The organism is Salegentibacter sediminis (genome assembly GCF_002078605.1).
GTDB lineage: Bacteria > Bacteroidota > Bacteroidia > Flavobacteriales > Flavobacteriaceae > Salegentibacter > Salegentibacter sediminis.
Map to the genome: position 1 here is coordinate 34,142 of NZ_MSJR01000004.1, position 26,293 is coordinate 60,434.

General features: G+C 39.3%; 22 protein-coding genes. 13 read left to right on the forward strand and 9 right to left on the reverse strand.

Annotated elements, in window-relative coordinates; genetic code table 11:
- Positions 1-31: 31 nt before the first annotated feature.
- The 3 genes from BUW93_RS07840 to BUW93_RS07850 all read left to right on the forward strand — a co-directional run bounded on the left by BUW93_RS07840 (position 32) and on the right by BUW93_RS07850 (position 4,697).
- On the forward strand, positions 32-2,158 hold the full coding sequence (locus tag BUW93_RS07840; protein ID WP_081210855.1) for a S9 family peptidase: 2,127 nt from the start codon (positions 32-34) through the stop codon (positions 2,156-2,158).
- 92 nt (positions 2,159-2,250) lie between these two features.
- Positions 2,251-3,291 (forward strand): PLP-dependent cysteine synthase family protein, encoded by a 1,041-nt coding sequence (locus BUW93_RS07845; protein WP_081210857.1) that lies wholly within the window; start codon positions 2,251-2,253, stop codon positions 3,289-3,291.
- Between the two features lie 143 nt (positions 3,292-3,434).
- Positions 3,435-4,697 (forward strand): aminotransferase class I/II-fold pyridoxal phosphate-dependent enzyme, encoded by a 1,263-nt coding sequence (locus tag BUW93_RS07850; protein ID WP_081210859.1) that lies wholly within the window; start codon positions 3,435-3,437, stop codon positions 4,695-4,697.
- 73 nt (positions 4,698-4,770) lie between these two features.
- On the opposite strand, the gene BUW93_RS07855 is transcribed toward BUW93_RS07850, so the two are convergent.
- On the reverse strand, positions 4,771-5,724 hold the full coding sequence (locus BUW93_RS07855; protein ID WP_081210861.1) for a transporter: 954 nt from the start codon (positions 5,722-5,724) through the stop codon (positions 4,771-4,773).
- 106 nt (positions 5,725-5,830) lie between these two features.
- Between BUW93_RS07855 and BUW93_RS07860 the strand changes: the two genes are divergently transcribed.
- From BUW93_RS07860 to BUW93_RS15150, 5 genes are read left to right on the forward strand one after another with little or no spacing between them, the layout of a single operon-like run.
- Positions 5,831-6,106: a DUF4834 family protein gene (locus BUW93_RS07860; RefSeq protein ID WP_081210863.1), complete on the forward strand. Its 276-nt coding sequence runs from the start codon at positions 5,831-5,833 to the stop codon at positions 6,104-6,106.
- 26 nt (positions 6,107-6,132) lie between these two features.
- Positions 6,133-8,550, forward strand: a complete 2,418-nt coding sequence (locus BUW93_RS07865; protein ID WP_081210865.1) for a YfhO family protein — start codon at positions 6,133-6,135, stop codon at positions 8,548-8,550.
- 4 nt (positions 8,551-8,554) lie between these two features.
- The gene (locus tag BUW93_RS07870) at positions 8,555-9,835 is read left to right on the forward strand and encodes a glycosyltransferase family 4 protein (RefSeq protein ID WP_081210867.1); all 1,281 of its coding nucleotides are present in this window, start codon (positions 8,555-8,557) and stop codon (positions 9,833-9,835) included.
- 9 nt (positions 9,836-9,844) lie between these two features.
- The gene (locus BUW93_RS15145; protein ID WP_317042189.1) at positions 9,845-10,366 is read left to right on the forward strand and encodes a polysaccharide biosynthesis protein; all 522 of its coding nucleotides are present in this window, start codon (positions 9,845-9,847) and stop codon (positions 10,364-10,366) included.
- A 56-nt stretch (positions 10,367-10,422) separates the two neighbouring features.
- Positions 10,423-11,307 (forward strand): polysaccharide biosynthesis C-terminal domain-containing protein, encoded by an 885-nt coding sequence (locus BUW93_RS15150; protein WP_317042190.1) that lies wholly within the window; start codon positions 10,423-10,425, stop codon positions 11,305-11,307.
- 78 nt (positions 11,308-11,385) lie between these two features.
- On the opposite strand, the gene BUW93_RS07880 is transcribed toward BUW93_RS15150, so the two are convergent.
- The gene (locus BUW93_RS07880) at positions 11,386-12,636 is read right to left on the reverse strand and encodes a hypothetical protein (protein ID WP_081210869.1); all 1,251 of its coding nucleotides are present in this window, start codon (positions 12,634-12,636) and stop codon (positions 11,386-11,388) included.
- Between the two features lie 164 nt (positions 12,637-12,800).
- A complete protein-coding gene (uvrA, locus tag BUW93_RS07885; RefSeq protein ID WP_081210871.1) occupies positions 12,801-15,587 on the reverse strand; it encodes an excinuclease ABC subunit UvrA in 2,787 nt (928 codons plus the stop codon).
- A gap of 240 nt (positions 15,588-15,827) precedes the next feature.
- Between uvrA and BUW93_RS07890 the strand changes: the two genes are divergently transcribed.
- Positions 15,828-16,412, forward strand: coding sequence for an RNA polymerase sigma factor (locus BUW93_RS07890; protein ID WP_081210873.1), 585 nt, complete (start codon positions 15,828-15,830; stop codon positions 16,410-16,412).
- Positions 16,413-16,686: 274 nt separating this feature from the next.
- Here BUW93_RS07890 and BUW93_RS07895 read toward each other — a convergent pair whose 3' ends face one another.
- A complete protein-coding gene (locus BUW93_RS07895; RefSeq protein WP_081210875.1) occupies positions 16,687-17,343 on the reverse strand; it encodes an endonuclease III domain-containing protein in 657 nt (218 codons plus the stop codon).
- 30 nt (positions 17,344-17,373) lie between these two features.
- Here BUW93_RS07895 and bcp point away from each other — a divergent pair, with 30 nt between their 5' ends.
- Positions 17,374-17,823: a thioredoxin-dependent thiol peroxidase gene (gene bcp / locus BUW93_RS07900; RefSeq protein WP_081210877.1), complete on the forward strand. Its 450-nt coding sequence runs from the start codon at positions 17,374-17,376 to the stop codon at positions 17,821-17,823.
- Positions 17,824-17,883: 60 nt separating this feature from the next.
- On the opposite strand, the gene BUW93_RS07905 is transcribed toward bcp, so the two are convergent.
- The 5 genes from BUW93_RS07905 to porX form a co-directional block, all read right to left on the reverse strand.
- On the reverse strand, positions 17,884-18,261 hold the full coding sequence (locus BUW93_RS07905) for a DUF4258 domain-containing protein (RefSeq protein ID WP_081210879.1): 378 nt from the start codon (positions 18,259-18,261) through the stop codon (positions 17,884-17,886).
- 58 nt (positions 18,262-18,319) lie between these two features.
- A complete protein-coding gene (locus tag BUW93_RS07910; RefSeq protein WP_081210881.1) occupies positions 18,320-19,519 on the reverse strand; it encodes an alanine dehydrogenase in 1,200 nt (399 codons plus the stop codon).
- Between the two features lie 59 nt (positions 19,520-19,578).
- Positions 19,579-20,169: a hypothetical protein gene (locus BUW93_RS07915; RefSeq protein WP_081210883.1), complete on the reverse strand. Its 591-nt coding sequence runs from the start codon at positions 20,167-20,169 to the stop codon at positions 19,579-19,581.
- Between the two features lie 370 nt (positions 20,170-20,539).
- Positions 20,540-20,944, reverse strand: coding sequence for a tRNA (adenosine(37)-N6)-threonylcarbamoyltransferase complex ATPase subunit type 1 TsaE (gene tsaE, locus BUW93_RS07920; protein ID WP_081210885.1), 405 nt, complete (start codon positions 20,942-20,944; stop codon positions 20,540-20,542).
- Between the two features lie 83 nt (positions 20,945-21,027).
- Positions 21,028-22,578: a T9SS response regulator signal transducer PorX gene (porX, locus tag BUW93_RS07925; RefSeq protein WP_081210887.1), complete on the reverse strand. Its 1,551-nt coding sequence runs from the start codon at positions 22,576-22,578 to the stop codon at positions 21,028-21,030.
- Positions 22,579-22,614: 36 nt separating this feature from the next.
- Between porX and BUW93_RS07930 the strand changes: the two genes are divergently transcribed.
- From BUW93_RS07930 to BUW93_RS07940, 3 genes are read left to right on the forward strand one after another with little or no spacing between them, the layout of a single operon-like run.
- A complete protein-coding gene (locus BUW93_RS07930) occupies positions 22,615-23,844 on the forward strand; it encodes an HD domain-containing protein (protein WP_081210889.1) in 1,230 nt (409 codons plus the stop codon).
- Between the two features lie 24 nt (positions 23,845-23,868).
- A complete protein-coding gene (lpxD, locus tag BUW93_RS07935; RefSeq protein ID WP_081210891.1) occupies positions 23,869-24,897 on the forward strand; it encodes a UDP-3-O-(3-hydroxymyristoyl)glucosamine N-acyltransferase in 1,029 nt (342 codons plus the stop codon).
- Positions 24,890-26,290, forward strand: coding sequence for a bifunctional UDP-3-O-[3-hydroxymyristoyl] N-acetylglucosamine deacetylase/3-hydroxyacyl-ACP dehydratase (locus BUW93_RS07940; RefSeq protein WP_081210893.1), 1,401 nt, complete (start codon positions 24,890-24,892; stop codon positions 26,288-26,290). The genes lpxD and BUW93_RS07940 overlap by 8 nt, the downstream gene beginning before the upstream one ends.
- Positions 26,291-26,293 lie beyond the last annotated feature (3 nt).

Below are 26,293 nucleotides of genomic sequence, written 5' to 3' on the forward strand. Positions count from 1 at the left end.
ATTTACTAAATTACCTTCTTAACATCTTAATATGAAAACATTATTATTTATTTTACTTGGAAGCCTTACATTTGCCACCGCCCAAAACAATAATGAATTGAAACAGGAAATTTTACCTCCCAAAGCTCAGAAAATAGCCGAGAAACTGGAATTTCATGGAGATGTACGGATAGATGATTATTATTGGATGAACGATAGAGAAAATCCTGATGTGATTGAATATCTCAAACGTGAAAATGAATATAACGAGAAGATGACGGCACATACCAAAGAGTTTCAGGAGGAACTCTTTGAGGAGATGAAATCCAGAATAAAGGAAGATGATAAATCGGTGCCATATAAATTAAACGGCTATTGGTATTTAACCCGTTTTGAAAAAGGTTATGATTACCCTATTTATTCGCGCAAGAAAGATAGCCTGGATGCTTCTGAAGAGGTTATGTTTAATGTAAACGATATGGCCGAAGCTCATGATTACTACAGCCTTGGTGGCCTGAACGTGAGCGAGGACAATAAACTTGTTGCCTTTGGCGTAGACACGGTTAGCCGAAGAAAATATACCATTCAGGTTAAAAATTTGGAAACCGGTGAGATCTTATCAGATAAAATAGACAATACCACCGGGGGTTCTACCTGGGCCAGCGATAACAAAACACTTTTTTACACCAAAAAAGACGTGCAGACGCTTAGGTCATTCAGAATCTATAAACACGTTTTAGGAACCGATGCTTCTGAAGATGAACTGGTATACGAAGAAGAAGACGAAACCTTTAATACTTACGTCTATAAATCGAAATCAAGGGAATATATAATTATTGGTTCTGGGAGTACCTTAACTACCGAATATCGGGTACTGAAAGCCGATAATCCTAATGGCGAATTTAAAGTAATCCAGGACCGGGAACGTGGGTTGGAGTACAGTATCTCTCATTTTGGAGATCATTTTTATATCCTTACCAATAAAGATGATGCCACCAATTTCAAATTGATGAAAACTCCGGTAGATGCTACCTCGCAGGAAAATTGGACCGATGTCATCCCGCACCGGGAAGATTTTCTTCTGGAAGATATCGATATTTTCAAGGAATATCTGGTTGTGAGTGAACGCAATAACGGGCTTAATAAAATAAGGATCATCAGATGGGATGGAGACAAAGAATATTATATTCCTTTTGATAATGAAACCTATACGGCATATACTTCTATAAATCCATCATTTGATACCGATATTTTAAGGTATACTTATAATTCGCTTACTACTCCTACCTCGGTAATAGACTTTAATATGAAGACCGGGGAAAAAACCGTTCTGAAAGAGCAGGAGGTTTTAGGCGGAAAATTTGATAAAGACAACTATACTTCAGAAAGGATATGGGCTACCGCTGAAGACGGAACAAAAGTGCCTGTTTCTTTGGTATACCGGAAAGGTCTGGAAAAAAACTCTAAGAATCCCGTGCTTCAATATGCCTATGGCTCTTATGGTTCTACTATAGATCCTTACTTTTCTTCTGTGCGTTTAAGCCTGCTTGATAGAGGTTTTATTTATGCTATCGCTCACATAAGAGGAGGAGAGTACCTGGGCCGAAATTGGTATGAAGAAGGGAAACTCTTTAGAAAAAAGAACACTTTCACCGATTTTATTGATGTGTCTAAACATTTAATTGAAGAGAAATATACCTCTGAGGAGCATTTATATGCTATGGGTGGTTCTGCCGGGGGACTATTGATGGGTGCAGTTGTGAATATGGCTCCTGAGCTCTATAACGGAGTGATTGCTGCAGTACCCTTTGTAGATGTGGTGACCACAATGCTGGATGACAGTATTCCGCTTACTACCGGAGAATATGATGAATGGGGAAATCCTAACGACTTAGAATATTACGAGTATATGAAGTCTTATTCTCCATACGACAATGTGACGGCACAGGACTATCCTAATATGCTGGTTACAACCGGGCTTCACGATTCTCAGGTACAATATTGGGAGCCGGCAAAATGGGTAGCTAAATTACGGGATATGAAGACCGATAATAATAAGTTGTTATTCCATACCAATATGGAAGCAGGTCATGGGGGTGCTTCCGGAAGGTTTGAAGCATTAAAAGAAGTCGCCGAAGAGTATGCTTTTCTGTTGGATTTAGAAGGAATAACCGAATAATTAAAAAATTTGCCTTAACTTTGGCCGGTTTGCAATCTGAACTTTTTCAATTTAGAAAAATCAGTAAATTAATTTTGTAAAGAACTTCATTTATGAAAGAAGAATTGCAAGTTTATGATAACGTATTGCAATTAATAGGTAATACGCCCCTCATTCAACTTAAAAAAATTACTAAAGGAATTAAAGGCGATTTTTTCGCAAAAGTAGAAGCCTTTAATCCGGGACATTCCACCAAAGACCGTATCGCGTTATACATTATCGAGGAAGCCGAAAGAAAAGGTATTTTAAAACCGGGTGATACTATTATTGAAACCACCTCTGGAAATACCGGTTTCAGCATTGCAATGGTGAGTATTATTAAAGGATATGAATGTATTTTGGCAGTTAGCTCAAAATCTTCTAACGATAAAATTGATATGCTCAAAACTATGGGAGCCAAGGTATATGTTTGCCCGGCTCACGTAGCAGCAGATGATCCCAGATCTTATTATGAGGTGGCCAAGAGGCTGCATCAGGAAATAAAAGGATCGGTTTATATCAATCAGTATTTCAATGAGCTTAATATGGATGCTCACTTTAATAGTACCGGTCCGGAAATCTGGAAACAGACAGAAGGGAAGATCACACATCTCATAGCTTGTAGCGGTACAGGAGGAACAATCTCAGGAACCGCCCGTTACCTTAAGGAGCAAAACCCCGGGATAAAAGTGATAGGAATTGATGCCTATGGTTCTGTTCTTAAAAAATATCACGAAACCAGGGAATTTGATGCTAAGGAGATTTACCCCTACCGTATTGAAGGTCTTGGTAAAAACCTTATTCCAACCGCTACAGATTTTGATGCTATCGATAAATTTGTGAAGGTTTCTGATGAGGAGAGTGCACACACAGCGCGTGAACTTGCGAAAACCGAAGGTTTGTTCGTAGGCTATACCAGTGGTGCTGCAATGCAGGGGCTAAAGCAACTTGCCCGGGAAGGGGAGTTTGATGAGAATAGCAATGTAGTGCTTATTTTTCCTGACCACGGTTCAAGGTATATGAGTAAGATTTACAGCGATAAGTGGATGGATGAGCAAGGCTTTTTTGATACTCAAAATAAAGCCGCTGCCCAGGAGATCGAATTCATAAAGTAAAACTTTGATTACATATAGTATAAATAATAAAGGCATTCCCAGGCACGGGATGCCTTTGTTTTTATGTGAAATAAAGGCTAAAAAATAACTTTGTACAGTTGATTCTATTTTAAGTATTTTTGCGGCTAGTTAAAAAAACATCGATGAAAGACTTATTTGATAAAATTTATAAAGATAAAGGACCATTAGGAAAGTGGGCAGAGCAGGCCGAAGGCTATTTTGTATTCCCTAAGCTGGAGGGCCCAATTTCCAATAGAATGAAGTTTAGAGGAAAAGATGTTATTACCTGGAGTATAAACGATTATTTAGGGCTATCTAATCACCCGGAAGTTAGAAAGGTTGATGCTGAAGCTGCCGCCGAATACGGTTCTGCATATCCAATGGGTGCCAGAATGATGAGTGGGCACACCAGCATGCATGAGCGCCTGCAGGATGAGCTGGCCTCCTTTGTGCATAAACAATCGGCTTACCTTCTTAATTTTGGTTATCAGGGGATGGTTTCTACCATTGATGCCCTTGTTTCTAAAGCCGATGTTATTGTGTATGATGTAGATGCACACGCCTGTATCATAGATGGGGTAAGGCTCCATTTGGGACAGCGTTTCACCTACAAACATAACGATATGGAAAGTATCGAAAAAAACCTGCAACGTGCTACAAAAATAGCGGAACAAACCGGAGGCGGAATTTTGCTTATTTCTGAAGGTGTTTTCGGAATGCGTGGGGAACAGGGGAAACTTAAGGAAATTGTAGAGCTGAAGAAAAAATATAATTTCCGCTTGTTCGTTGATGACGCCCACGGTTTTGGAACCCTGGGAAAAACAGGGGCAGGAGCCGGAGAAGAACAAGGTGTACAGGATGAAATTGATGTATACTTCGCTACTTTCGCCAAAGCAATGGCCAGTACCGGTGCCTTTATTGCTGCCGATAAAGAAATTATAGATTATTTAAAATATAACCTGCGTTCGCAAATGTTCGCCAAATCTTTACAAATGCAACTCGTGGTAGGTGCCTTGAAACGTTTGGAAATGCTACGTACCATGCCCGAACTTAAAGAAAAGCTTTGGGAAAACGTTAATGCCTTGCAAAACGGCTTAAAAGACCGCGGATTTGACATAGGAACAACACAAAGTTGTGTTACTCCTGTTTATCTCGAAGGAAGTATTCCTGAGGCTATGGCCCTGGTAAAAGATCTTAGGGAAAATCACGGCGTATTTTGTTCCATTGTGGTATACCCGGTAATTCCTAAAGGAATGATTCTTCTTAGAATGATCCCAACAGCAAGTCATACCCTACAGGATGTGGAAGAGACCTTAGAGGCTTTTACCGCGATAAGGGAACGGCTGGAAAACGGAACTTACAAAAGATTATCAGCTTCAGTTGAAGCAGCTATGGCCAGAAAATAAGGAGCCTTTAAATATTCTAATAAAAAAGGTGGCTGATCTCAGCCACCCTTTTTATTTCCGTTAATTTTCTCAGCTAATTAACTTCATCACTTTTCTCTTTTTCGATGAATTCACCTTCTTCATATCTCCACCTGCTTTCTTCTTCCTCTTCGACATATTCCTCATCTTTATGCATATCAATCCTATAGGATACTCCGGCGGCAACCTGCCATCGGGAAGGAGTGTCTTTAACATTAATTAATCCCGAAATATCTAACTGGAAATCTTTTCCGAAGAGAAAGGCGGCGCCACCTCTAAACAGATCATCGGCGTAGAGGTCGCTAATTATCCCCTGGTATTCCCCAAAGACGGCAAATTTTGGAGTGATAGCGTGAGTTAGGGTAGCTATACCCGCGTAAGTAGGATATTCTTCTGTAAATTTATCTCCTATAAAATTAAGCACCAAAACCCAGCGCCCCCAGTTATTTTGCGTGATGATAGCTGCCTTTGGGCTAATAACCGATTCTCCCTCGAACATATAAGGGTTGTCCCACCAGGAAAAATTTGCCCCGGCATAGACCGAAACGGCGGGAATTAGGGTTTTCCATTTAAATCCCTGATTTGCTTTCCAGCTGTATAAATTGGGCTTATCTTCTTCTAAGCTTCGGTGTGGATCAAAAAGCAGGAACTTGGCACCGATGGTGTTTTCTTTGAAATTAGCTCTCTCATATTCTTCTTCCACTGCTCCCCTGGAAAGTAAAGTTTTTTCCTGCTGAAAGGATCCGAAAAAATTAAGTTCGAGGATCTCGGTCAGGAAACCGAATCTCAGGCCGTAGCTTGCTCCCAGGATGTCTGTATCGGTATAGTAAAGCGAATGATTATCGTTTCCCATAAAAGCCCCGGCCTCCAGTTGAAGGACATTTTTACCCACGGCAAAGGCACCCTGGGATTCCCCCGGTCTGTTGGAATTTATGGTCTCGGTATACTGAGCCCTGGTTTGAAAAATTATAGTAAAAATAAAAAGAAAAGAGACCGTTGTTTTTAGCATAGCAAATGTCTTTGTTAAACCAAATATAGGAGAATTTATTATTAATTTAGGATTGAAAAGCTCGCGTTTGTGAAGCCTAATTTTTATTTTTGCAAAAAGCCATTAAATGTTTGAAGCTTCTTTTACAGCTGTTCTGAAAACGATTTTAATAATCCTGTTAGTATACTTCGGGTTTAAATTATTAATTCGTTGGTTTGGTCCATTGATCCTTAAATACTTTATGAGAAAAGTGGGCAAACAATTTCAGCAACAATTTAACCAGCAACAACCTTATAATTCTCAAAAAAAAGAACCTAAGGTTAGTGTAGATAAAAAATCTAAAGGCAATCGCAGATCTAACAAAAAAGTAGGAGAATACATCGATTACGAAGAAATTGATTAATTTCGAGCCTACTAAATTATTTTTTGATGGCTCAGTACAAGCGGTATCTTCCTCATATTCTTGTTTTATTTGGTTTCATAGTAATTTCGCTCTTATATTTTAGCCCTGTTCTTCAGGGTAAAATGATCTTTCAGAGCGATATCGTTCAATATACGGGAATGGCTAAAGAGCAGAATGATTTCAGAGCTCAAACAGGCCAGGAACCCTACTGGACCAATGCCGCTTTCGGCGGAATGCCTACCTATCAACTCGGAGCTAATTATCCGCATAATTATGTGAAAAAACTGGATTCTGTCCTTCGGTTTCTTCCCAGACCGGCAGATTACCTTTTCCTTTATTTTCTCGGTTTTTATATCCTTTTACTTTGCTTGAAAATTGATTATAAACTTGCTTTTTTAGGAGCTCTGGCATTCGGATTTTCAACTTACCTGATAATTATACTTGGAGTAGGGCATAATGCCAAAGCTCACGCTATTGCCTATATGCCAATGGTTCTGGGTGGAATAATTTTAACTTTCAGACAGAAATTCTGGCTTGGAGGAATTTTACTGGCTATCGCGATGGCCCTGGAGATAGGTGCAAACCATTTTCAGATGACTTTTTATCTGCTGCTACTGGTTATCGTACTCGGGATTGCATACCTGGTGGATGCTTTCAGAAAGGGATTGATTCCCCAGTATTTTAAGGCACTTGGGGTGATGGTGATCGCGGTGATTGTCGCCATAGGTGCAAATGCCACTAATCTTCTTGCTACACAGGAATACACCCAATTTAGTACAAGAGGGGATACCGGGCTAAGCATTGAACCTGATGGTTCTGAAAAAACCGCGAGTGGCCTGGATTATTCTTATATAACCGAATACAGTTACGGGATAGTTGAATCTTTCAACTTGTTTATTCCCCGGTTTATGGGAGGTTCTAATGCTGAAAAACTCGATAAAGATTCCAATATTTATCAAGCCATTCTGGAACTTGGGGCCTCACCGGCCCAGGCTGCCGATTTTGCTAAAAATGCGCCTACTTACTGGGGAGATCAACCCTTTGTGGGAGCACCGGCCTATATTGGCGCTACAGTCTTATTCTTCTTTGTCTTTGCCCTTTTTCTGATAAGAGGTCGCCTTAAATGGTGGATAGTAGGGGGAAGTATTCTGGCATTGTTATTATCCTGGGGAAAAAATTTCGGATTTTTAACCGAATTCTTTATCGATTATGTCCCTCTCTATAATAAATTCAGGGCGGTATCCTCCATTCAGGTGATCATAGAATTATGCGCGCCTGCTCTTGCTATAGTCGGACTTTCCAGGTTATTTTCTAAAGAGATCTCCATCGATAAAAAGGAATATGCACTTAAATGGGCAGGTATTATAACAGGAGGTTTGGCTCTTGTTTTTCTTCTGTTTAAATCGGTGCTTTTTGATTTTAGCGGAGGTTCTGATGCTGCATTAAGGCAACAACTCGGGATGGATTTTGTGCGGGCACTTAAAGAAGACCGAAAAGCTATATTTACTACCGATGCCCTTAGAAGCCTTATCCTTGTTCTTTTATGTGTTTCTCTTATTTGGTTTTACCTTAAAGGAAAACTAAGGAAGAATCTGCTTATTGGTGGTTTTGCAATCTTAATCTTATTCGATCTGGTTGGTGTAGATCGTCGCTATGTAAATAATGATGATTTTGTTAATGCCAGGCAGATGGAACAGCCATTTCAGCCAACCCAGGCCGATGAACAAATCCTGCAGGACCAATCGCATTACCGGGTGTTTGATGTTAGTGGGAGCCCGTTTAACACTGGAAGAACTTCATATTTCCATAAAAGTATAGGTGGGTACCATGCAGCAAAACCAGGGCGTATGCAGGAACTTTTTGATTTCTATATTTCTCAAAATAATATGGATATTTTGAATATGCTCAATGTGAAATACTTCATCGTTCCTGCTGAAGATGGAGCCCCCCAGGCTCAGCAAAACCCCCGAGCTTATGGAAATGCGTGGTTGGTTAATGAACTGGAATATGTTGCTGATACAAATGAAGAAATCCTGGAACTAGAGAATACAGACCTTCAAAATTCGGCCATTGCAGATAAAAAGTTTAGCGATATAGTTTCCGGTAAAACCCAATGGAATGCTAAGGGAGAATTAAGTTTGCTAAATGCGGCACCTAATGAAATGATCTATGAATTTGAATCGGATAGCGAACAACTGGCCGTTTTTTCAGAGATGTATTATGCTCCTGGTTGGCAAGCCTATATAGATGGACAGCCGGTAGAACACTTCAGGGTAAATTATGTGTTGCGGGCTTTGGAAATTCCTGCCGGAAAGCACGAAATTACCTTCAGGTTTGAACCGGAAGTTGTAAATACAGGTAGTCGTATCGCCCTTGCGAGTTCTATAATTCTTGTTTTGGCAATTCTTGGAGGTTTATTTTACGGGTTTCGCCGTAAGGAATAAGCGTATGAAAAAGGTCCTTATCATAGCATATTACTGGCCTCCGGCTGGTGGGCCCGGGGTACAACGCTGGTTGAAATTCGTGAAATATCTCAGGGAGTTCGAGATTGAGCCTGTACTTTTTATTCCGGAAAATCCCTCTTATCCTATAACCGATAAAAAACTGGAAAGCGAGGTTCCCGATAACCTTCAAATTATAAAAAGAAAAATATTTGAGCCTTATAGTCTCGCAGGTTTGTTTTCAAAAGAGGAAACAGAGACTATAAGTTCCGGCATAATTGCCGATGAACAAAACCAGACCTGGTTACAAAGCCTGATGCTCTACATTAGAGGGAATTTCTTTATTCCCGATGCAAGAAAATTCTGGATAAAACCTTCAGTTAAATTCCTGAAGGATTTTCTACAAAAAGAAGATATCGATACCGTGATAACCACCGGTCCACCACATAGCATTCATCTTATCGGGATGAATTTAAAAGAGGAACTACCAATACAATGGATCGCCGATTTTAGAGATCCCTGGACCCAAATTGGTTATCATTCAAAATTAAAGCTGACTAAAAAGGCGCAGAAAAAGCATGAATTATTAGAGGGAGAAGTATTAAATACAGCCGATAAAATTATTGTAACAAGTCATACCACCAAAGCCGAATTTGAAAGCAAGACCAAAAAACCGGTCTTCCTAATCACCAACGGATATGATGAAGTGAAATTTTCAGAACCTATTCTCTCCGATAAAAAATTCAGTTTTTCTCATATTGGTTCACTGCTTTCGGGAAGAAACCCGAAATTCCTCTGGGAAAGTTTTCGGGAATTGATCGAGGAAGATGCCGATTTTAAAGAATCCTTTCGGCTTCGTCTTGTAGGCAGAGTGAGCCCTGAAGTGATTAAAAGTATAAAAGAAAATCGGCTGGAGGAACACCTGGAACTGATACCCTATGTGAGCCACCGGGAGGCTTTGATATATCAGCGTAAGAGCCAGGTTTTACTGCTTTTGGAGATAGATAGTATAGAAACCCGGGGCATCATTCCTGGAAAATTATTCGAATACCTGAACGCTAAACGCCCTATCCTGGCTATTGGGCCTGAAAAGTGGGATGTTCAAAAAATTTTAGAAGAAACAGGAGCAGGGGAATGCTTCGAATATTCAGATAAGGAAGCGATGAAAATTAAGCTTAAAAAACTTTTTTCAGCTTTTAAGACGGCGAACTTAAATTCAGAACCGCAGCATATAGCCCAATATAGCCGAAAAATGCTTACCGGTAAATTGGCTAACTTGTTAAGGTAAAATCACGCTATGGGTGTAATCTTAAATCAGTCTTTTAAAAATCTGGTTACCACGTATGTTGGTTTTGGAATTGGAGCCATCAATACTCTTTTTCTTTTTACTTATTTTATAGAACAGGAATATTATGGCCTGGTAAGTTTTCTGCTTTCGGCTGCTAATTTGATCTGGCCATTTATGGCTTTTGGGGTTCATAGTACCTTAGTGAAATTCTTTAGTTTTTATAGAACAAGGGAGGAGAAAGACCGGCTGCTAAACCTGGTCTTATTTCTCCCTTTGCTGGTCTCGGTTTTTATAGGAGTTCTTGGGGTAATGGGCTACGATCTTTTGCTGAATTATTTTTCTGATGATAATACCCTGGTAAAACCCTATATCTGGCTTATATTTCTCATTGCCGTGGCGACAGCCTATTTTGAGGTTTTCTTTGCCTGGTCTAAGGTGCATTTTCGGAGTGTTTTTGGAAATGTGATGAAGGAAGTTTTCACAGAACCTGTATTAGCCTGCTTCTTTTCGCAGTATATTTTAAAATTCTAAGCATAGAATGGTTTATTTATGGGCTTGCCTTTGTTTTTGTGATTAGAAGCCTGGTAATGGCCATATATTCCTTTAGGCTGTACCGGCCAAAGATAAATTTCCTGTTCCCTGAAAATCTTTCCAGTGTATTAAAGTATACTTCGCTTATTCTTATTGCAGCCTCTGTGGCTATGGTAATGCTGGATCTGGATAAGGTGATGATTGAATATTATCTGCCCATAGAAAATGTAGCCATTTACGGAATCATGGTCTATATCGCCACGGTGATTTCGGTGCCACAAAAGGCAATGCACCAGATCACTCACCCAATGACTGCAAAAATGCTGAATTTAAAGGATAAAGAAGGCCTGGGGAATTTGTATAAGAGAAGTTCGATAAATCTTCTAATAATAAGTGGTTTGATCTTTATTCTGATAATTAGCAATGTGCGACAACTCTATGAACTAATTCCTGAAGAATATGAACTCAGTATCCTGGTAGTGCTGCTTATTTCTCTGGTTAAGCTTTATGATAATTTTCTAGGGAATAATAACAGTATTTTATTCAACTCAGATTATTACCGCATTGTGCTTGCAATTGGGGTTTTCCTTGCAGTTTTGGCCTTTATCTTTAATATTGTATTTATTCCACTATATGGTATTGAAGGCGCAGCCATTGCAAGTTTCCTGGCCTTTGGAATTTATAATACCTCAAAAATTTACCTGGTTTATACCAAATTTAAGCTTCTTCCTTTTGTTTCAAAAACATGGCTGGTACTGGGCCTCACCCTTACATTTAGTTTGAGTTTCTATTTTTGGGAGTTTCCTTTTCACCCTTTATTAAGCATAGCCCTAAAGTCTATTCTTATTACAGGATTGTTTGTGTTAATTGCCTATAAGTTGAATTTTTCTTCTGAAATACGAAATTTAATTGAAAGGGGTATCCGTAGGAAAAGTCTATAAAAAGAGAAACCCCCAGAACATTTGTGATGTCCAAAGGGGTTTCCAACTAACCAACCAAAAAAATTAAATTATGAACTTTTATCCTCTACCTCTCACTTTTCGTGCCGAAGTGTTATTTCGGGTAGAACTTTTTCCTATCACAGCACCTGATCGTGTATTCCTTTGAGCCTTAACCGCTGCTGGCTTTCTTGAAGCAGGAGTCCTGCTCTGGACCTTTGTGTTAGATCTTCTTGAAGATGATCTCGCTGTGGTGTTTCTGTTAGTCGGGGTAGATCTGGTTACATTACTTCTTCTTTGTTGAGTTGCCTGTTTTTTAACAGCAGAACTTCTTTGGCTATTATTCTGAATCCTTGAATTCCTGGATTCTCTAACCTGTGCTTTTCTGGCCTGGGTTCTGTTACCTGTAGTTTGGGTATTCACCCTTGTTCTTGTTCGTTCATTAGTAACTCTCGCATCAGAATTTCTGGTATTGCCTGAACGGATTGCCTTGCCTGCAGAATTACTGCTTGATTGTCTCCTGGAAATTATCGCTTTTTGATTATCAGAAGCACTGGATCTGGAAGAGCTTTGCGCACTCCTTCGGGTATTATTTTTAGAAACAACCTGGCTGGACCTACGGGTATTTATTTTTTGTAAATCCCTTTTTTCAGCAGTTCTTCTTCCGTTATTATAAGAAACTACTTTCTGATCAGGACGATAGAAATTCTTATTTACGTAGGTATTATAATTGTTTGTATAATAGGTGTTGTGCTGCACATAGCTTAGGCGGTTTGGCTGATAATAAGCCCTGTAAGGCCTGTTGAATACGATACTTACATGGCTGTGTGGCCTGGTGTAATACCTGTGCCATGGTCTGTAAACATAATGTCTGTTATAGGAATTAATGTAGCCGGAAAAATGTGCAAACTGGTTAAACCGGTTGTATCTAACATATAGATTTCCAACGCGGGCTACCCGGCCGTTGCGGTTATAATCGATTAATACATTTCCTGCCTGAATTATTCTTCCGTAATAATCATAATAGATCGGGACATTTTCCACCTGGATAACCGCCCCATAATCATCATACTGAACATAGGGATCATAATTATAACCAGAATTATAACTGATATTTACATGGGGGGTGGAGATATTAACCACATTCGTTCTTCTGAAATTAGGGTTAAAGTAGAAATCGAATTCTCCATTAGGATATATAGCAAATTCAACGCCGTCTTCGATGAAGATAAACGAATCTGTATAAGCATTTCTGGGAAGTTCTATAGCTTCCGAGGCGGAAGCTGAAATTCCGAAGAAAAGCAGACTGAAGATAAGGACAATATTTTTCATTTGTAAGGTTTTAAGTTCTGAAGCCCATTTGAAAGAAGTGGGTTACAACCTAAAACTTACAAACTACGTGCCAAAATCAGGAATTTAAGCCGGGGAGCCCTTTATGAACCTATTATAGCCGGTTTTAAAAATGTAAGATATTGATATACATTTATTTAGTAGGCCTATAATTTTTCTTTTAGGTATTTTGCTGTATAGGATTTCTTATTTTCAGCAACCTCTTCGGGGGTGCCGAAGGCTACAAGATAACCTCCGTTTTCTCCTCCTTCAGGGCCAAGATCGATCACGTGATCGGCACATTTAACCAGGTCCATATTGTGTTCAATTACTATAACAGAATGCCCCTTTTTAATCAGGGCATTAAATGACTTTAGCAACTTTTTTATATCGTGAAAATGTAAGCCGGTGGTAGGTTCATCAAAAATAAACAGGGCTTTTTCTTTGGTGCTTCCTTTTACCAGAAAAGAAGCCAGTTTGATGCGCTGTGCTTCCCCTCCCGAGAGAGTAGAAGAGCTCTGGCCCAATTGAACATAGCCTAGTCCCACATCCTGTAAGGGTTTTAATTTCCTGACTATTTTTTCCTGCTTATGCTCGTGGAAGAATTCGGTGGCATCATCGATGGTCATCTTTAAAACATCATCTATATTCTTACCGGCAAATGTCACTTCCAGAACTTCTTTTTTAAAGCGTTTCCCGTTGCAGGCTTCACATTCCAGGTGTACATCAGCCATAAACTGCATTTCGATGGTAACTTCACCTTCTCCTTTACAAACTTCACAGCGCCCGCCATCTACATTAAATGAAAAATATTTTGGAGTATAATCCCTTATCTTAGACAGTTTCTGACTCGAAAATAAATTTCTAATGTCGTCGTAAGCTTTTATATAAGTAACGGGGTTAGAACGTGAGCTTCTTCCAATTGGATTTTGGTCTACAAATTCAATGCTGCCCAGGTTATCAAAATTTCCTTCTATCGCCGTAAATTGACCTGCCTTCTCTCCATAACCTCCAATTTCTTTTTGGGAAGCAGGATAAAGAATTTTCTTAACAAGAGTACTTTTTCCGCTTCCGGAAACCCCGGTTATTGCAGTAAAAACACCCAGGGGGAAGCTAACATCTATATTTTTTAGATTATTTTCCCTGGCCCCGGTGATCTTTATGTTTCTTTTGGTTTTACGTCTTTCTTTCGGTAATTCAATCTTTTCGGTGCCGTTAAGATATTGTGCGGTAAGAGAATTGGACTTCAAGATATCCTTCATTTTACCTACTGCGACTACTTTCCCGCCATTGGTACCAGCTTCGGGCCCAATATCTATAATTTCATCGGCGGCGTTCATGATATCCTCATCGTGTTCTACCACAATTACGGTATTGCCTAAATCCCGAAGGTGTTTTAGAACTCCAATTAGTCTTTCAGTGTCTTTAGGATGCAAACCTATTGAAGGTTCATCCAATATATACATAGATCCCACCAAGCTACTCCCAAGGGATGTGGCCAGGTTTATCCGCTGGGACTCACCTCCCGATAAGGTATTGGATTTTCGATTCAGGGTAAGATAATCTAAACCAACCTGGGAGAGAAAATCCAGACGATTTCTTATTTCGGTTAATAATCTTTTAGCGATTTGGGCATCATATTCATTTAATTCCAGATCGTTGAAAAAAGCTCTTACCTTATGTAATGGTTTTTCTACAAGATCGGTGATGCTATGTCCCCCAATTTTCACATTTTGAGCTTCAGGTCTTAGTCGTTTACCTTTACAGGCGCTGCACTTGGTCTTGCCCCGGTAACGGCTAAGCATTACCCTGTTCTGGATTTTATAAGCCTTGCTTTCCAGGAATTCGAAAAACTCATTAATACCTTCAAAATATTCGTTTCCCGTCCAAACCAGTTCTTTTTGTTCTTCTGAAAGTTCAAACCAGGGTTTATGTATAGGAAAATCAAATTTATGTGAGTTGTTTACGAGTTGATCGCGATACCAGCTCATACTATCGCCCCGCCAGGGAAAAATTGCATTCTCATATACAGATAGTCCTGTGTTTGGAATAACCAGGTCGGCATCTATCCCGATTACATCTCCATAACCTTCACATTTGGAACAAGCCCCATAGGGATTATTAAAGCTGAAAAGATGAACATTGGGTTCCGGGAAGCTTATTCCATCCAGTTCAAACTTATTGCTGAAATGTCGCAATTCATTGTCACTTAATTTCTGAATGTAAAGTTCGCCTTTTCCTTCAAAGAAGGCCGCATCAGTAGCATCTGCCAGACGGTTGTAAAAATCTTCTTCGTCTTTGGTTATAATTCGGTCTACTACCAGAAAAGTTTCAGATGCATCGGCATGCGTTAAATCAGCTTCATCAATGCGCTTCACCTGGTCTTTAATTTTTATTCTGCTATATCCCTGCTGGGCGAGAACCTTAATTTTTTCCTCCAGGCTTCTTCCATTTTCCAGATGAATAGGGGAGAGTAGGAGTAGCTTTTCACCCTGGGCAAAAGACTTTACATAGTTTACCACATCGGTAACCGTATCTTTTTTAACTTCATTTCCTGAAACAGGAGAATAGGTCTTCCCGATGCGGGCATAAAGAAGTTTTAGATAATCATAAATCTCGGTGGAAGTACCTACGGTAGACCTTGGGTTGGTAGAATTCACCTTTTGCTCTATCGCAATGGCCGGGGCTATTCCTTTTATATAATCTACTTTGGGTTTATTAAGCCTCCCCAGGAATTGCCGGGCATATGACGAAAGGCTCTCCACGTATCGCCGCTGACCTTCGGCATACAAGGTGTCGAAGGCAAGACTGGATTTCCCTGAACCGGAAAGACCGGTTACTACAACCAGTTTATTTCGGGGAATTACTACATTTATATTTTTGAGATTGTGCAGTTTTGCACCTTTAATGATGATATTTTTTTTGGGATCAACCTTCTCTACGTCAATATTCATGCTATGTTATATGGTCTTGAAATGCAAATGTACTCAATAAGCAGCAAGGGAAAAAGCCCCTTATTTCTTATAGTAATGTTAAAATATTAAGCTTTTATTTGTTATTGTCAAATTTATCTTGCTATATTTGAAGCCAGGATTTAACCAAAAAATCAACTTGCCTATTGCATAAAGTTACTTTTAAAACTAAATAACCTAAACCTCAGGTTGCCCCTACCATCCTGAACAAAAGTAACTGATATGGAAAACCTTAAAGTAAGCGATGCTTCTCTCGTGCGCGAATATCTGGACGGAAGTGAAAACGCACTCTCTCAATTAATCTCAAGGCATCAACACCGCATTTACAGTTTTATCTATTCTAAAGTATTTGATAAAGATGTTGCTGAAGACGTTTTTCAGGACACCTTTATTAAAGTGATCAATACTCTTAAAAGAGGAAAGTATAACGAAGAAGGTAAATTTTTACCCTGGGTTATGCGAATTGCCCATAATCTGGTGATCGATCATTTCAGGAAAAATAAGCGTATGCCAAAATTTGAAAATAAAGGCGATTTTAATATTTTTTCTGTTCTTTCTGACTCCAACCTAAATGCAGAAACGCAGTTGATCAAAGAACAAATAGAATTTGATGTGCAGGAGCTCATCAAAGAACTTCCCGAAGATCAGCTGGAGGTTTTAACTATGCGCATCTATAAGGATATGAGTTTCAAAGAAATATCGGAACGTACCGGGGTTAGTATAAACACTGCTCTGGGAAGAATGCGCTATGCTTTAATAAATCTTAGAAAAATAATCGATAAGCATAACTTAATTTTAACAAACTAATCTATACTATCCCCCCATTCATTGCGTTATCTATTTAAACCAATGCAAAAATTATAAAATGGGGAACTTTTACACAAAAAACACCTCTAAAGAGGAAAAATTGAATGAATTAAAACCTAAAAGAGAAACGATAAATTTTCTTTTAAACTATTCACGAGCTTTGAATGTCACTACATATCAAAGTATGAAGTTCGAGACTTTTCTTAATTAAGTAGTATGTTGTATTAAGAAGTGATTACTAAAGACCTGCTTTTTTAGCCTGCAGGTCTTTTTTTTATCCTTTATTTTTTAAATACTCCTTTATCAGGCTTTTTCTACCTATAGTCCTGGTGATTATATCTTTTTCTAAATTCCAGCCCCGGGCCGGGGAATATTGCCGCCCATACCATATGATTTGAAGATGAAGTTTATTCCAAAGATCTTTTGGGAATAGCCTTTTGGCATCTTTTTCAGTTTGGGTCACATTTTTACCATTGCTTAAATTCCATCGGTACATAAGCCTTTGAATATGCGTGTCTACCGGGAAGGCCGGGATATTAAAGGCTTGAGATATTACCACACTGGCCGTTTTATGGCCCACGGCAGGCAGTTCTTCCAGGGCGTCAAAATCGGCAGGAACCTGCCCTTTATGTTTCTCGATAAGTATTTCTGAAAGACCGTGAATTCCTTTGGATTTCATTGGAGAAAGCCCCACGGGTTTAATGATCTCCCTGATTTCTTCTACGCTAAGTTTTATCATATCGTAAGGGTTGTCGGCAATTTTAAAAAGTTCGGGAGTGATTTGATTTACCTTGACATCGGTGCTTTGGGCTGATAGCAAAACTGCAATCAATAAAGTGTAAGGATCTTTATGATCTAAGGGAATTGGGACTTCAGGATAAATATCATTTAAGGTATCTATAACAAACTGTACCTTTTCTTGTTTGTTCATATTGCTTAATTTTACACAAAAGTAATAATTATGACAACATTGGAAGCGGGCGATAAAGCCCCCGATTTTAAAGCTGAAGATCAGGATGGGAATACGGTGCAACTTTCAGATTTTAAAGGAAGGAAACTCGTGCTTTTTTTCTATCCAAAGGCCAGCACTCCCGGCTGTACTGCCGAAGCCTGTAACCTTAGAGACAACTGGGAACAGTTTCAGGAAAAGGGCTATGCGGTGCTTGGAGTGAGTGCCGATTCAAAAAAGAGGCAATCAAATTTTAAAAATAAATATGACTTCCCTTTTCCGCTGCTTGCCGATGAGGATAAAGAGGTTATTAACGCCTATGGTGTTTGGGGCCCTAAAAAATTTATGGGAAAAGAATATGATGGCATTCACCGAACCACCTTCATTATTGACGAGGAGGGTAAGATTGAAGATGTGATCAAAAAAGTGAAAACCAAAGAGCACACCGCCCAGATCCTATAAATTAAAAAAGGCTGTTTGAAGGGTTATGAATTATTCTGAATTCCTTTCAGGCAGCTTTTCTTATTTTTTGATAAGTTTAGCGGTTTTAAGGGTTGCCAGGCTGTCGCAATTTTCAATTTGAAGCTCGAGAATTTCGGAGTCAATTTCTTCAAAAACGAGGTATACATTGCAGGGATCTCCTTTGGTATTACTTCTATTAAAATCTACATCTCCTGTTTCCAGCATTTGTGAAACCCTTGCGGTATCAAGTTTATTAGCTTCAAAATAGTTTAAAACTTCAGGAGAAAACGCCCTGGATTTTGTGCGGATATTTTTCAGGACTCTGTCGGTGGGGGTGTAATCACAGGAGGCTCTTTTTCCGCCAAGGAAAAATATCAAAAGCACAATTCCGAAAAACAATCCTACCGAGAAGTAAGCTATACGATGAATTAATTTCATTTAAGATGTCTGCTTGAAAATCTTATAATAAGATGATTTATATTTTTGGAACTTCAGCTTAAAAAATGAGCAAATTGATGTCTCTGTAAGAAAGATCAAACCAATCTGCTATAGATTTATTGGTCAAAATTCCGTGGTAAAAGTACAAACCATTTCTTAAACCTTTGTCAAATCTCAGGGTGTTTTCCAGTCCGCCTTCTTCTGCTATATGTAACAGGTACGGGGTGAAGATATTGCTTATGGAAAGTGACGAAGTTCTGGCGTAACGAGAAGGAATATTGGGCACGCAATAATGTATAATGTTGTGTTTGGTGAAAATAGGTTGATCATGGGAGGTAATTTCGCTGGTTTCTACACAACCGCCCATATCTATGCTCACATCTATAATTACGGCTCCACGTTTCATCGTTTGCACCATATCGTCGGTAATAAGTACGGGGGAGCGGTTTTTTCCTCTCACCGCCCCAATTAAAACATCACAGCGTTTTATGGCCTTGCTTAAATTTTTGGGCTGTATGGTGGAGGTGTAAAAGGTGTTTCCAAGATTAGACTGAATATTTCTAAGTTTTGTAAGCGAGCTGTCAAAAACCTTTACCCTGGCTCCCAGGCCTAAAGAAGAACGGGTGGCAAATTCGCCTACGGTGCCTGCACCCAGGACCACAACCTCGATAGGGGGCACCCCGCTAATATTACCAAACATCAAGCCATTACCTTTTACGTGATTGCTCATTATTTCTGAAGCGATCAGGACCGAGGCTGTTCCGGCAATTTCACTCATGGCTCTTACTATTGGATAACTCCCATCGTCATCCCGTATGAATTCAAAAGCGAGCGCAGTGATACGCTTTTCTGCCAGTTTCTGAAAGTATTGCTTGGATTGGGTCTTTAGCTGAAGTGCTGAAATTAATATCGTTTGAGGGTTGATGAGTTCCAATTCGTCCATGGAAGGTGGTTCCACTTTTAATATAGTGGGACAGGAAAAGACCTTCCTGGTGTCTTTGGTGATCTCGGCCCCGGCCTCTGAATAATCTTTGTCACTAAAACGAGCCCATTGTCCTGCACCCGATTCGATCATCACCCGGTGGCCGTGGGCTGTAATAGCTGCTACCGCATCGGGGCTTAAACATATTCGTTTTTCCTGGTAGGAAGTTTCTTTGGGTAGCCCAATAAAGAGTTTGCCCTTGTTCTTGAAAATTTCCAGGGTTTCTTCCTGAGGAATGAGTTGTTCTTTGGTAAAAGGGGAGACCTGTTTTCCCATATTAAGACTTGTGAAACTTTAAAGAATTAAAATACAACTATTTTGGAGAATAGCTACAATTAAAGTTTCTGGTAGTAATCTTCCTGGAGTTCTTCTTCGTAGCCGTCACTCCGAAATTCATACAGATCCCTGCGATCCCGTTCTGAAAGTGGAGACATCACAGATACGTCGGTTTCCTCAATTTCGCTTAGATCAATACCGTATACCCTATCGAAAATTTTTATTCTGATAAGGTAAACTATAGAAAGAATAGCAATAAAAAAGGGGGCAAGGTATATTAAACCATCTGTATCCATTATATAGGCAGTTTCTAAATAGACATCCTGATAAAATGTAACAACGATTTGATAGGTGTACATGGCCATTGGTATCAATATTATATGATACCACCAATGTTTACAGGTGAAAAACCAAATAAGTAGAAGAAATAAAGGAGTAAGCTTACCTAAATAAGTCCAGGCTGCGGTCATTACATTTTCGTAATATAAACTCTCGTAGGTAAATAAAGAAGTTTCCCAAGTACGACCACTTGGGAAAATTTCATAGAGATAAAATAAATAGGGTGAAAATGCTATAGAAATAGCTATGAAACTACCCAGCAGCAGGAATTTTGATTGTTCTTTTGTCGACAGCTTGTTTTTGAATTTCATTACCTGTGTTATCGTTATCAGTTGTGGAAGTTACAAAAAAACTGGCTCCAAAGATAGCTGCTCCGAATAATAATGCTTTAAGTTTCATAATGTATAGATTTAGTATTTGTTATTTCGTTTTGATTTCTGAAACAAACCTATAACATTATAAAACACTAAAAATTAATACATTAATTGTACTTTTGCCGCCTTTTTCGGAAGAAAAATCTAGTATTTTTGAATAAAAATTATTTTTTAGAAGTAAGTCGAAAGCCCTTGTTTTATCGGTTTAGGATAATAAAAAAGTATTTCAGCTTTTAATTCCCCTTGGATTTGTAATAATAATCTTACAACGTCTTTCGGGCATAAAATTCGAAGCTTTAAGAATTCATTAACAAATATTTAACATTCTTAAATTTTCATCTTTTATTTCCATCTTGATTTTTTGCCATTCAGGCTCCAGTAAATTTTCAATTTTTTGAGGCCATTCTATCAATTTCCAACCTGGACTTTCAAAATATTCCTCAATTCCCATATCCAGAGCTTCATTTTCATCTTCTATCCGATAAAAATCGAAATGATAAATAGGGCCTTCGGTACTGCTATACTCATTTACCAATGAAAAAGTAGGGCTCGCCGCCAGATCTTCACTTCCCAGGGCTTTTACCAAAGCCCTGATCAGGGTAGTTTTGCCCGCTCCCATTTCTCCATAAAATAAAAGAGTTTTGTTTTTAGCATTCTTCAGAATATAATCAACCGCCTGGTCAATTTCATTTAAATTATAGCTTAGGGGCATAAAACCTGCACATTTATGTTTACAAAGATAAGTAAAAACTTATAAAGCCATACAAGCAGCTGATAAACAAGGGTTTTGATGATTTATTTTGGGGTCATGACCACAAAAGGGATCACCATTTCTTCCAGGGATACTCCCCCGTGCTGGTAGGTGTTGCGGTAATAACTTACATAATGATTGAAATTGTTTGGGTAAGCAAAGAACAGGTCCCCTTTAGCGAAAATAAAGGAACTACTCATATTTAAGGTAGGTAAATGAATGCTCTTGGGGTTTGGCGCCGCCAGCACGTCCTTTTCTTCATAGGTAAGACTTTTACCGGTTTTATACCTTAAATTAAGGCTGGTGTTTTTGTCTCCTATTACCTTAGAAGGATGTTTTACATTTATAGTACCATGATCAGTGGTAAGGATAAGTTTAAATCCTAATTGTTGTGCCTGTTGGATAATTTCCAGTAATGGGGAGTTCTTAAACCAACTGTGAGTAAGAGAGCGATAGGATTTATCGTTTGAGGCCAACTCCTTTATCACTTCCATTTCGGTTTTGGAATGGGATAGCATATCTACAAAATTGTAAACCACCACGGTGAGATCGTTATCCTTTTGAGTTTTGAAATTTTCAACAAGTTTCTTCCCGGCCTTTAGGCTGGTGATCTTGTGATATTCGTGCTTAATGTTTAAGCCAAGACGTTTTAACTGTTCGCTTAGGAATTCGGCTTCATGATTGTTTTTACCGCCTTCATCGGTATCGTTTTTCCAATACTGCGGAAACAGTTTCTCCATTTCACTGGGCATGAGCCCCGAAAACATCGCATTTCTGGCATATTGTGTAGCCGTGGGCAGTATACTATAGAAAGGAGACTCTTCTGTCTTTTTATAATAGGTGCTTACTACAGGTTCAAAAGCTTTCCATTGGTCATACCTCAGGTTGTCTACTACTACTAAAAGTGTAGGTTGGTCTTTGGAGATTTCAGGAACTATCTTTTCCTTGAAAATGGTGTGGGACATTACCGGAGCATCCGCGTTTTTCTCGAACCAGCCCGGGTAATTCTTATCTATAAATTTACAGAACTGCGTGTTGGCTTCCTGCTTTTGAGATTCCAGGATCTCGAACATCCCACTGTCTTCAATAGTTTCCAGCTGAAGCTCCCAGTAGATCAGGCGTTGGTATAATTCGGCCCATTCCTCGTAAGAATTTACCTGGGCCATATCCATCGCGATCTTCCTGAACTCCTGCTGGTAATTTGAAGTGGTCTTTTCTGAAATAAGCCTGGAGTGATCCAGATTCTTCTTTATGCTAAGCAGGATCTGGTTCGGATTTACGGGTTTTATTAGATAATCGGCGATCTTGGAACCTATGGCTTCTTCCATAATATATTCCTCTTCACTCTTAGTGATCATCACGATGGGTAGGTTCTCCCTTTTCTCCTTGATTTCGGCCAAGGTTTCCAGGCCGGTGAGCCCGGGCATATTTTCGTCAAGAAAAACAATATCAAAATTCTTCTGTTCAATTTGCTCTAAAGCTTCTGTACCACTCTTGCTGGTAGTAACCTCATAATTTTTATTTTCCAAAAAAAGGATGTGCGGCTTTAGTAAATCGATCTCATCATCTACCCACAATATCTTGATATTATTCATATATGTATATTTGTTTTAAATTAAAGAAAATAAGGCTTGGCATCTCAACACAAACTTAAAATATTAAACGACCCAATTTACGGATTTATTACCATCCCCAGTCAGCAGATCTTTAACCTTATCGAGCATCCATATTTTCAAAGATTGCGCCGTATTTCTCAAATGGGGCTTTCTTATCTGGTCTATCCCGGGGCGCATCATACCAGGTTTCATCATGCCCTTGGTTGTGTACACCTCATGCAGAAAGCAGTGAGAATTCTTCGGTATAAGGGAGTTGTGATTTCCGAAGCCGAAGAGGAAGCCTTGCAAATTGCTATTCTTTTGCATGATATTGGCCACGGTCCATTTTCTCATGCTATGGAGCATAGTATCGTAGAGGGCATTGATCACGAAAGTATATCATTGCTTTTTATGGAGGAAATCAACCGGGAATTTAACCAAAGTTTAACGCTGGCTATTCAGATTTTTAAGGGCGACTATGAAAGGAAATTTTTGAACCAGTTGGTATCGAGTCAGCTGGATATGGATCGCCTGGACTACCTTAAAAGAGATAGTTTCTATACAGGTGCCGCCGAGGGGAATATAAACAGTGAGCGTCTTATTACCATGCTGAATGTTGTGGACGGGGAGCTGGTAGTGGAAGAGAAAGGGATATATTCAGTAGAAAAATTTCTGGTAGCCCGCCGGCTGATGTACTGGCAGGTTTATTTGCATAAAACCAGCCTGGTTGCCGAGCAATTGCTTATTAGGGTTTTAAAGAGAGCTAAGGAGCTCATTGAAGAAGGAGCCGAGTTACATGCCAGTAAGGCCCTGATGTTTTTTCTTAATAATAAAGTAACCCGGGATAATTTTGATAAAGCTACCCTGGATATTTTCTCCCGCCTTGATGATTATGATATTGTAATGGCCATGAAAGCATGGATAGAATGTGATGACTTTGTTTTAAGTAACCTGTGTGGGATGATTATTAACCGTGATTTGCTAAAGGTAAAGATCAAAAAGAAAAAACCTTCTTCCGAAAAACTGGCCCGGCATCGCGAAAAACTTATGAATAGGTATAATATTTCAGAAAAAGAGGCTAATTACTTTGTGTTTAGCGGCGAGATCGCAAACCTCGCTTATAAGACTGAAAAGAACAATATTAATATTCTCCATAAAAACGGGAAAACCAGCGATGTAGCTAAGGTTTCTGACCAGTTAAACCTGGAAGCCCTTTCTAAAACGGTGGTGAAATATTATATCTGTTACCCCAAGCCCAAACATTAAACCATTTTTTTTACTTTTGCCAGAATGAAATTTACCGCATCACAAATAGCAGAGATACTGGAGGGAAAGATCGTAGGTGATCCCGAGGCCGAAGTATCTGAACTTGCCAAGATCGAAGAAGGTACCAAAGGGGCACTCACATTTTTAAGCAATCCTAAATATAATTCTTATATATATACTACTAAAGCTTCTATTACCATCGTAAATGAAGACTTTAAACCTGAACAACCCATAGATACAACGCTTATTAAAGTTAAGGATGCCTATAAGGCTTTCTCGAAGTTGCTGGAGTATTACAATCAGGTGAAATTAAATAAATCAGGGATTGAACAACCCAGTTTTATTTCTGAAGAAGTGGAATACGGTGATGATATTTACCTGGGAGCCTTTTCTTATGTTGGGAAAAAGGTGAAAATTGGTAATAACGTAAAGATTTATCCCAACGTTTATTTAGGTGACAATGTGAAAATTGGAGATAATGTTATTCTTTTTTCAGGAGTAAAGATTTATTCAGATTGTATTGTAGGAAGCAATTGTGTGATCCATAGTGGGGTGATTGTTGGAGCCGACGGTTTTGGGTTTAGCCCTGAAGAAGACGGGAAATACGCCAAAGTTCCACAGATTGGAAATGTTATTATTGAAGATGATGTAGAGATTGGAGCCGGTACTACTATAGATAGGGCTACCCTGGGATCTACAATAATCAGGAAAGGCGTGAAACTGGATAATCAAATTCAGATTGCGCATAATGTGGAGATAGGAGAACATACGGCCATTGCTGCACAAACAGGCATTGCCGGTTCTACAAAAATTGGTAAAAATTGTCTTATTGGCGGGCAGGTAGGTATAGCCGGTCATTTATATATAGGAGACCGGGTTAGGATCCAGGCCCAGTCTGGGATTGGCCGCAATGTGAAAGATGGTGAAGCCCTACAGGGAAGTCCGGCAATTGGTTATAGCGATTACAATAAATCTTATATTCATTTTAAAAATTTGCCCAAAACAGTTGACACCATAGAGCAACTAAGGAAAAAAATTGAAAATAATGGCTGAAATAGTTTCTAAGCAAACAACCATAAAGGAAAAAGTTTCCCTTAAAGGCGTAGGCCTGCATACCGGCCAGTCGGTAACTATTACTTTTAAACCTGCTCCGGAGGATACGGGTTATGTCTTCAAAAGAATTGACCTTGACGGAGGACCGGAAGTTGAAGCAGATGTTGCTTATGTAGTGAATACGCAACGTGGGACCAATCTCGAAAAGAACGGGGTCTCTATACAAACTTCAGAACACGTTCTGGCTGCCTGTGTTGGACTTGAGATAGACAACCTGATAATGGAGCTAGACGCTTCTGAACCTCCAATAATGGATGGGTCGTCTAAATTTTTTATCGAAGCTCTTGAGAAAGCCGGTATCGAAGAACTTGATGCCGATCGTGAGGAATTTGAAGTAGATGAGGTAATTTGTTATCACGACGACGAATCTGGAAGCGAGATTATTGTCATGCCGGCAGATGAATACCAGGTTACTACTATGGTAGATTTTGGCACCAAGGTTTTGGGAACTCAAAATGCTTCCCTTAATCATCTTTCTGATTTTAAAGCTGAAATCGCCAATGCAAGGACCTTTAGCTTTCTTCATGAGCTGGAAGCCCTGCTCGATCACGGTCTGATAAAAGGAGGAGATCTTAACAATGCCATTGTTTATGTAGATAAGGAAATTGGGGAGGAAACGATGAAAAAACTTCGGGTGGCCTTTAACCGTAAAGAAATGTCGGTTAAGCCAAACGGAATTCTTGATAACCTTAATTTACATTATCCCAATGAGGCAGCAAGGCATAAGCTCCTTGATGTAGTGGGGGACCTGGCGCTTATAGGGACCCGCATAAAAGGAAAAGTGATTGCCAATAAACCCGGCCATTATGTAAACACTCAGTTTGCCAAAAAAATGGCAAAAATCATCAAAGCGGCAAAAAGGAATAATGTTCCAAAGATCAATCCTGATATTAAGCCTTTGATGGATGTTAATGATATTATGAATACTCTGCCTCACAGGCCCCCGTTCCTCTTGGTAGATAAAATTTATTCCTGCACCGATAGCTGTGTAATAGGAATGAAGAATGTAACTATGAATGAACCTTTCTTTGTAGGACATTTTCCCGGGAAACCGGTTATGCCTGGCGTACTTCAGGTAGAGGCTATGGCACAAACCGGGGGTATTCTTGCACTTAGATCGGTTCCCGATCCTGAAAATTACCTTACTTATTTTATGAAAATAGATAATGTAAGGTTCAAACAACAGGTCGTGCCCGGGGATACTTTAATTTTTAAACTAGAATTATTAGCGCCAATCCGTAGGGGGATTTGCCAGATGCAGGGCTATGCCTACGTAAACGGAAAATTAGCAACCGAAGCGGTTCTTATGGCGCAAATCGTAAAATCAAAATAAATA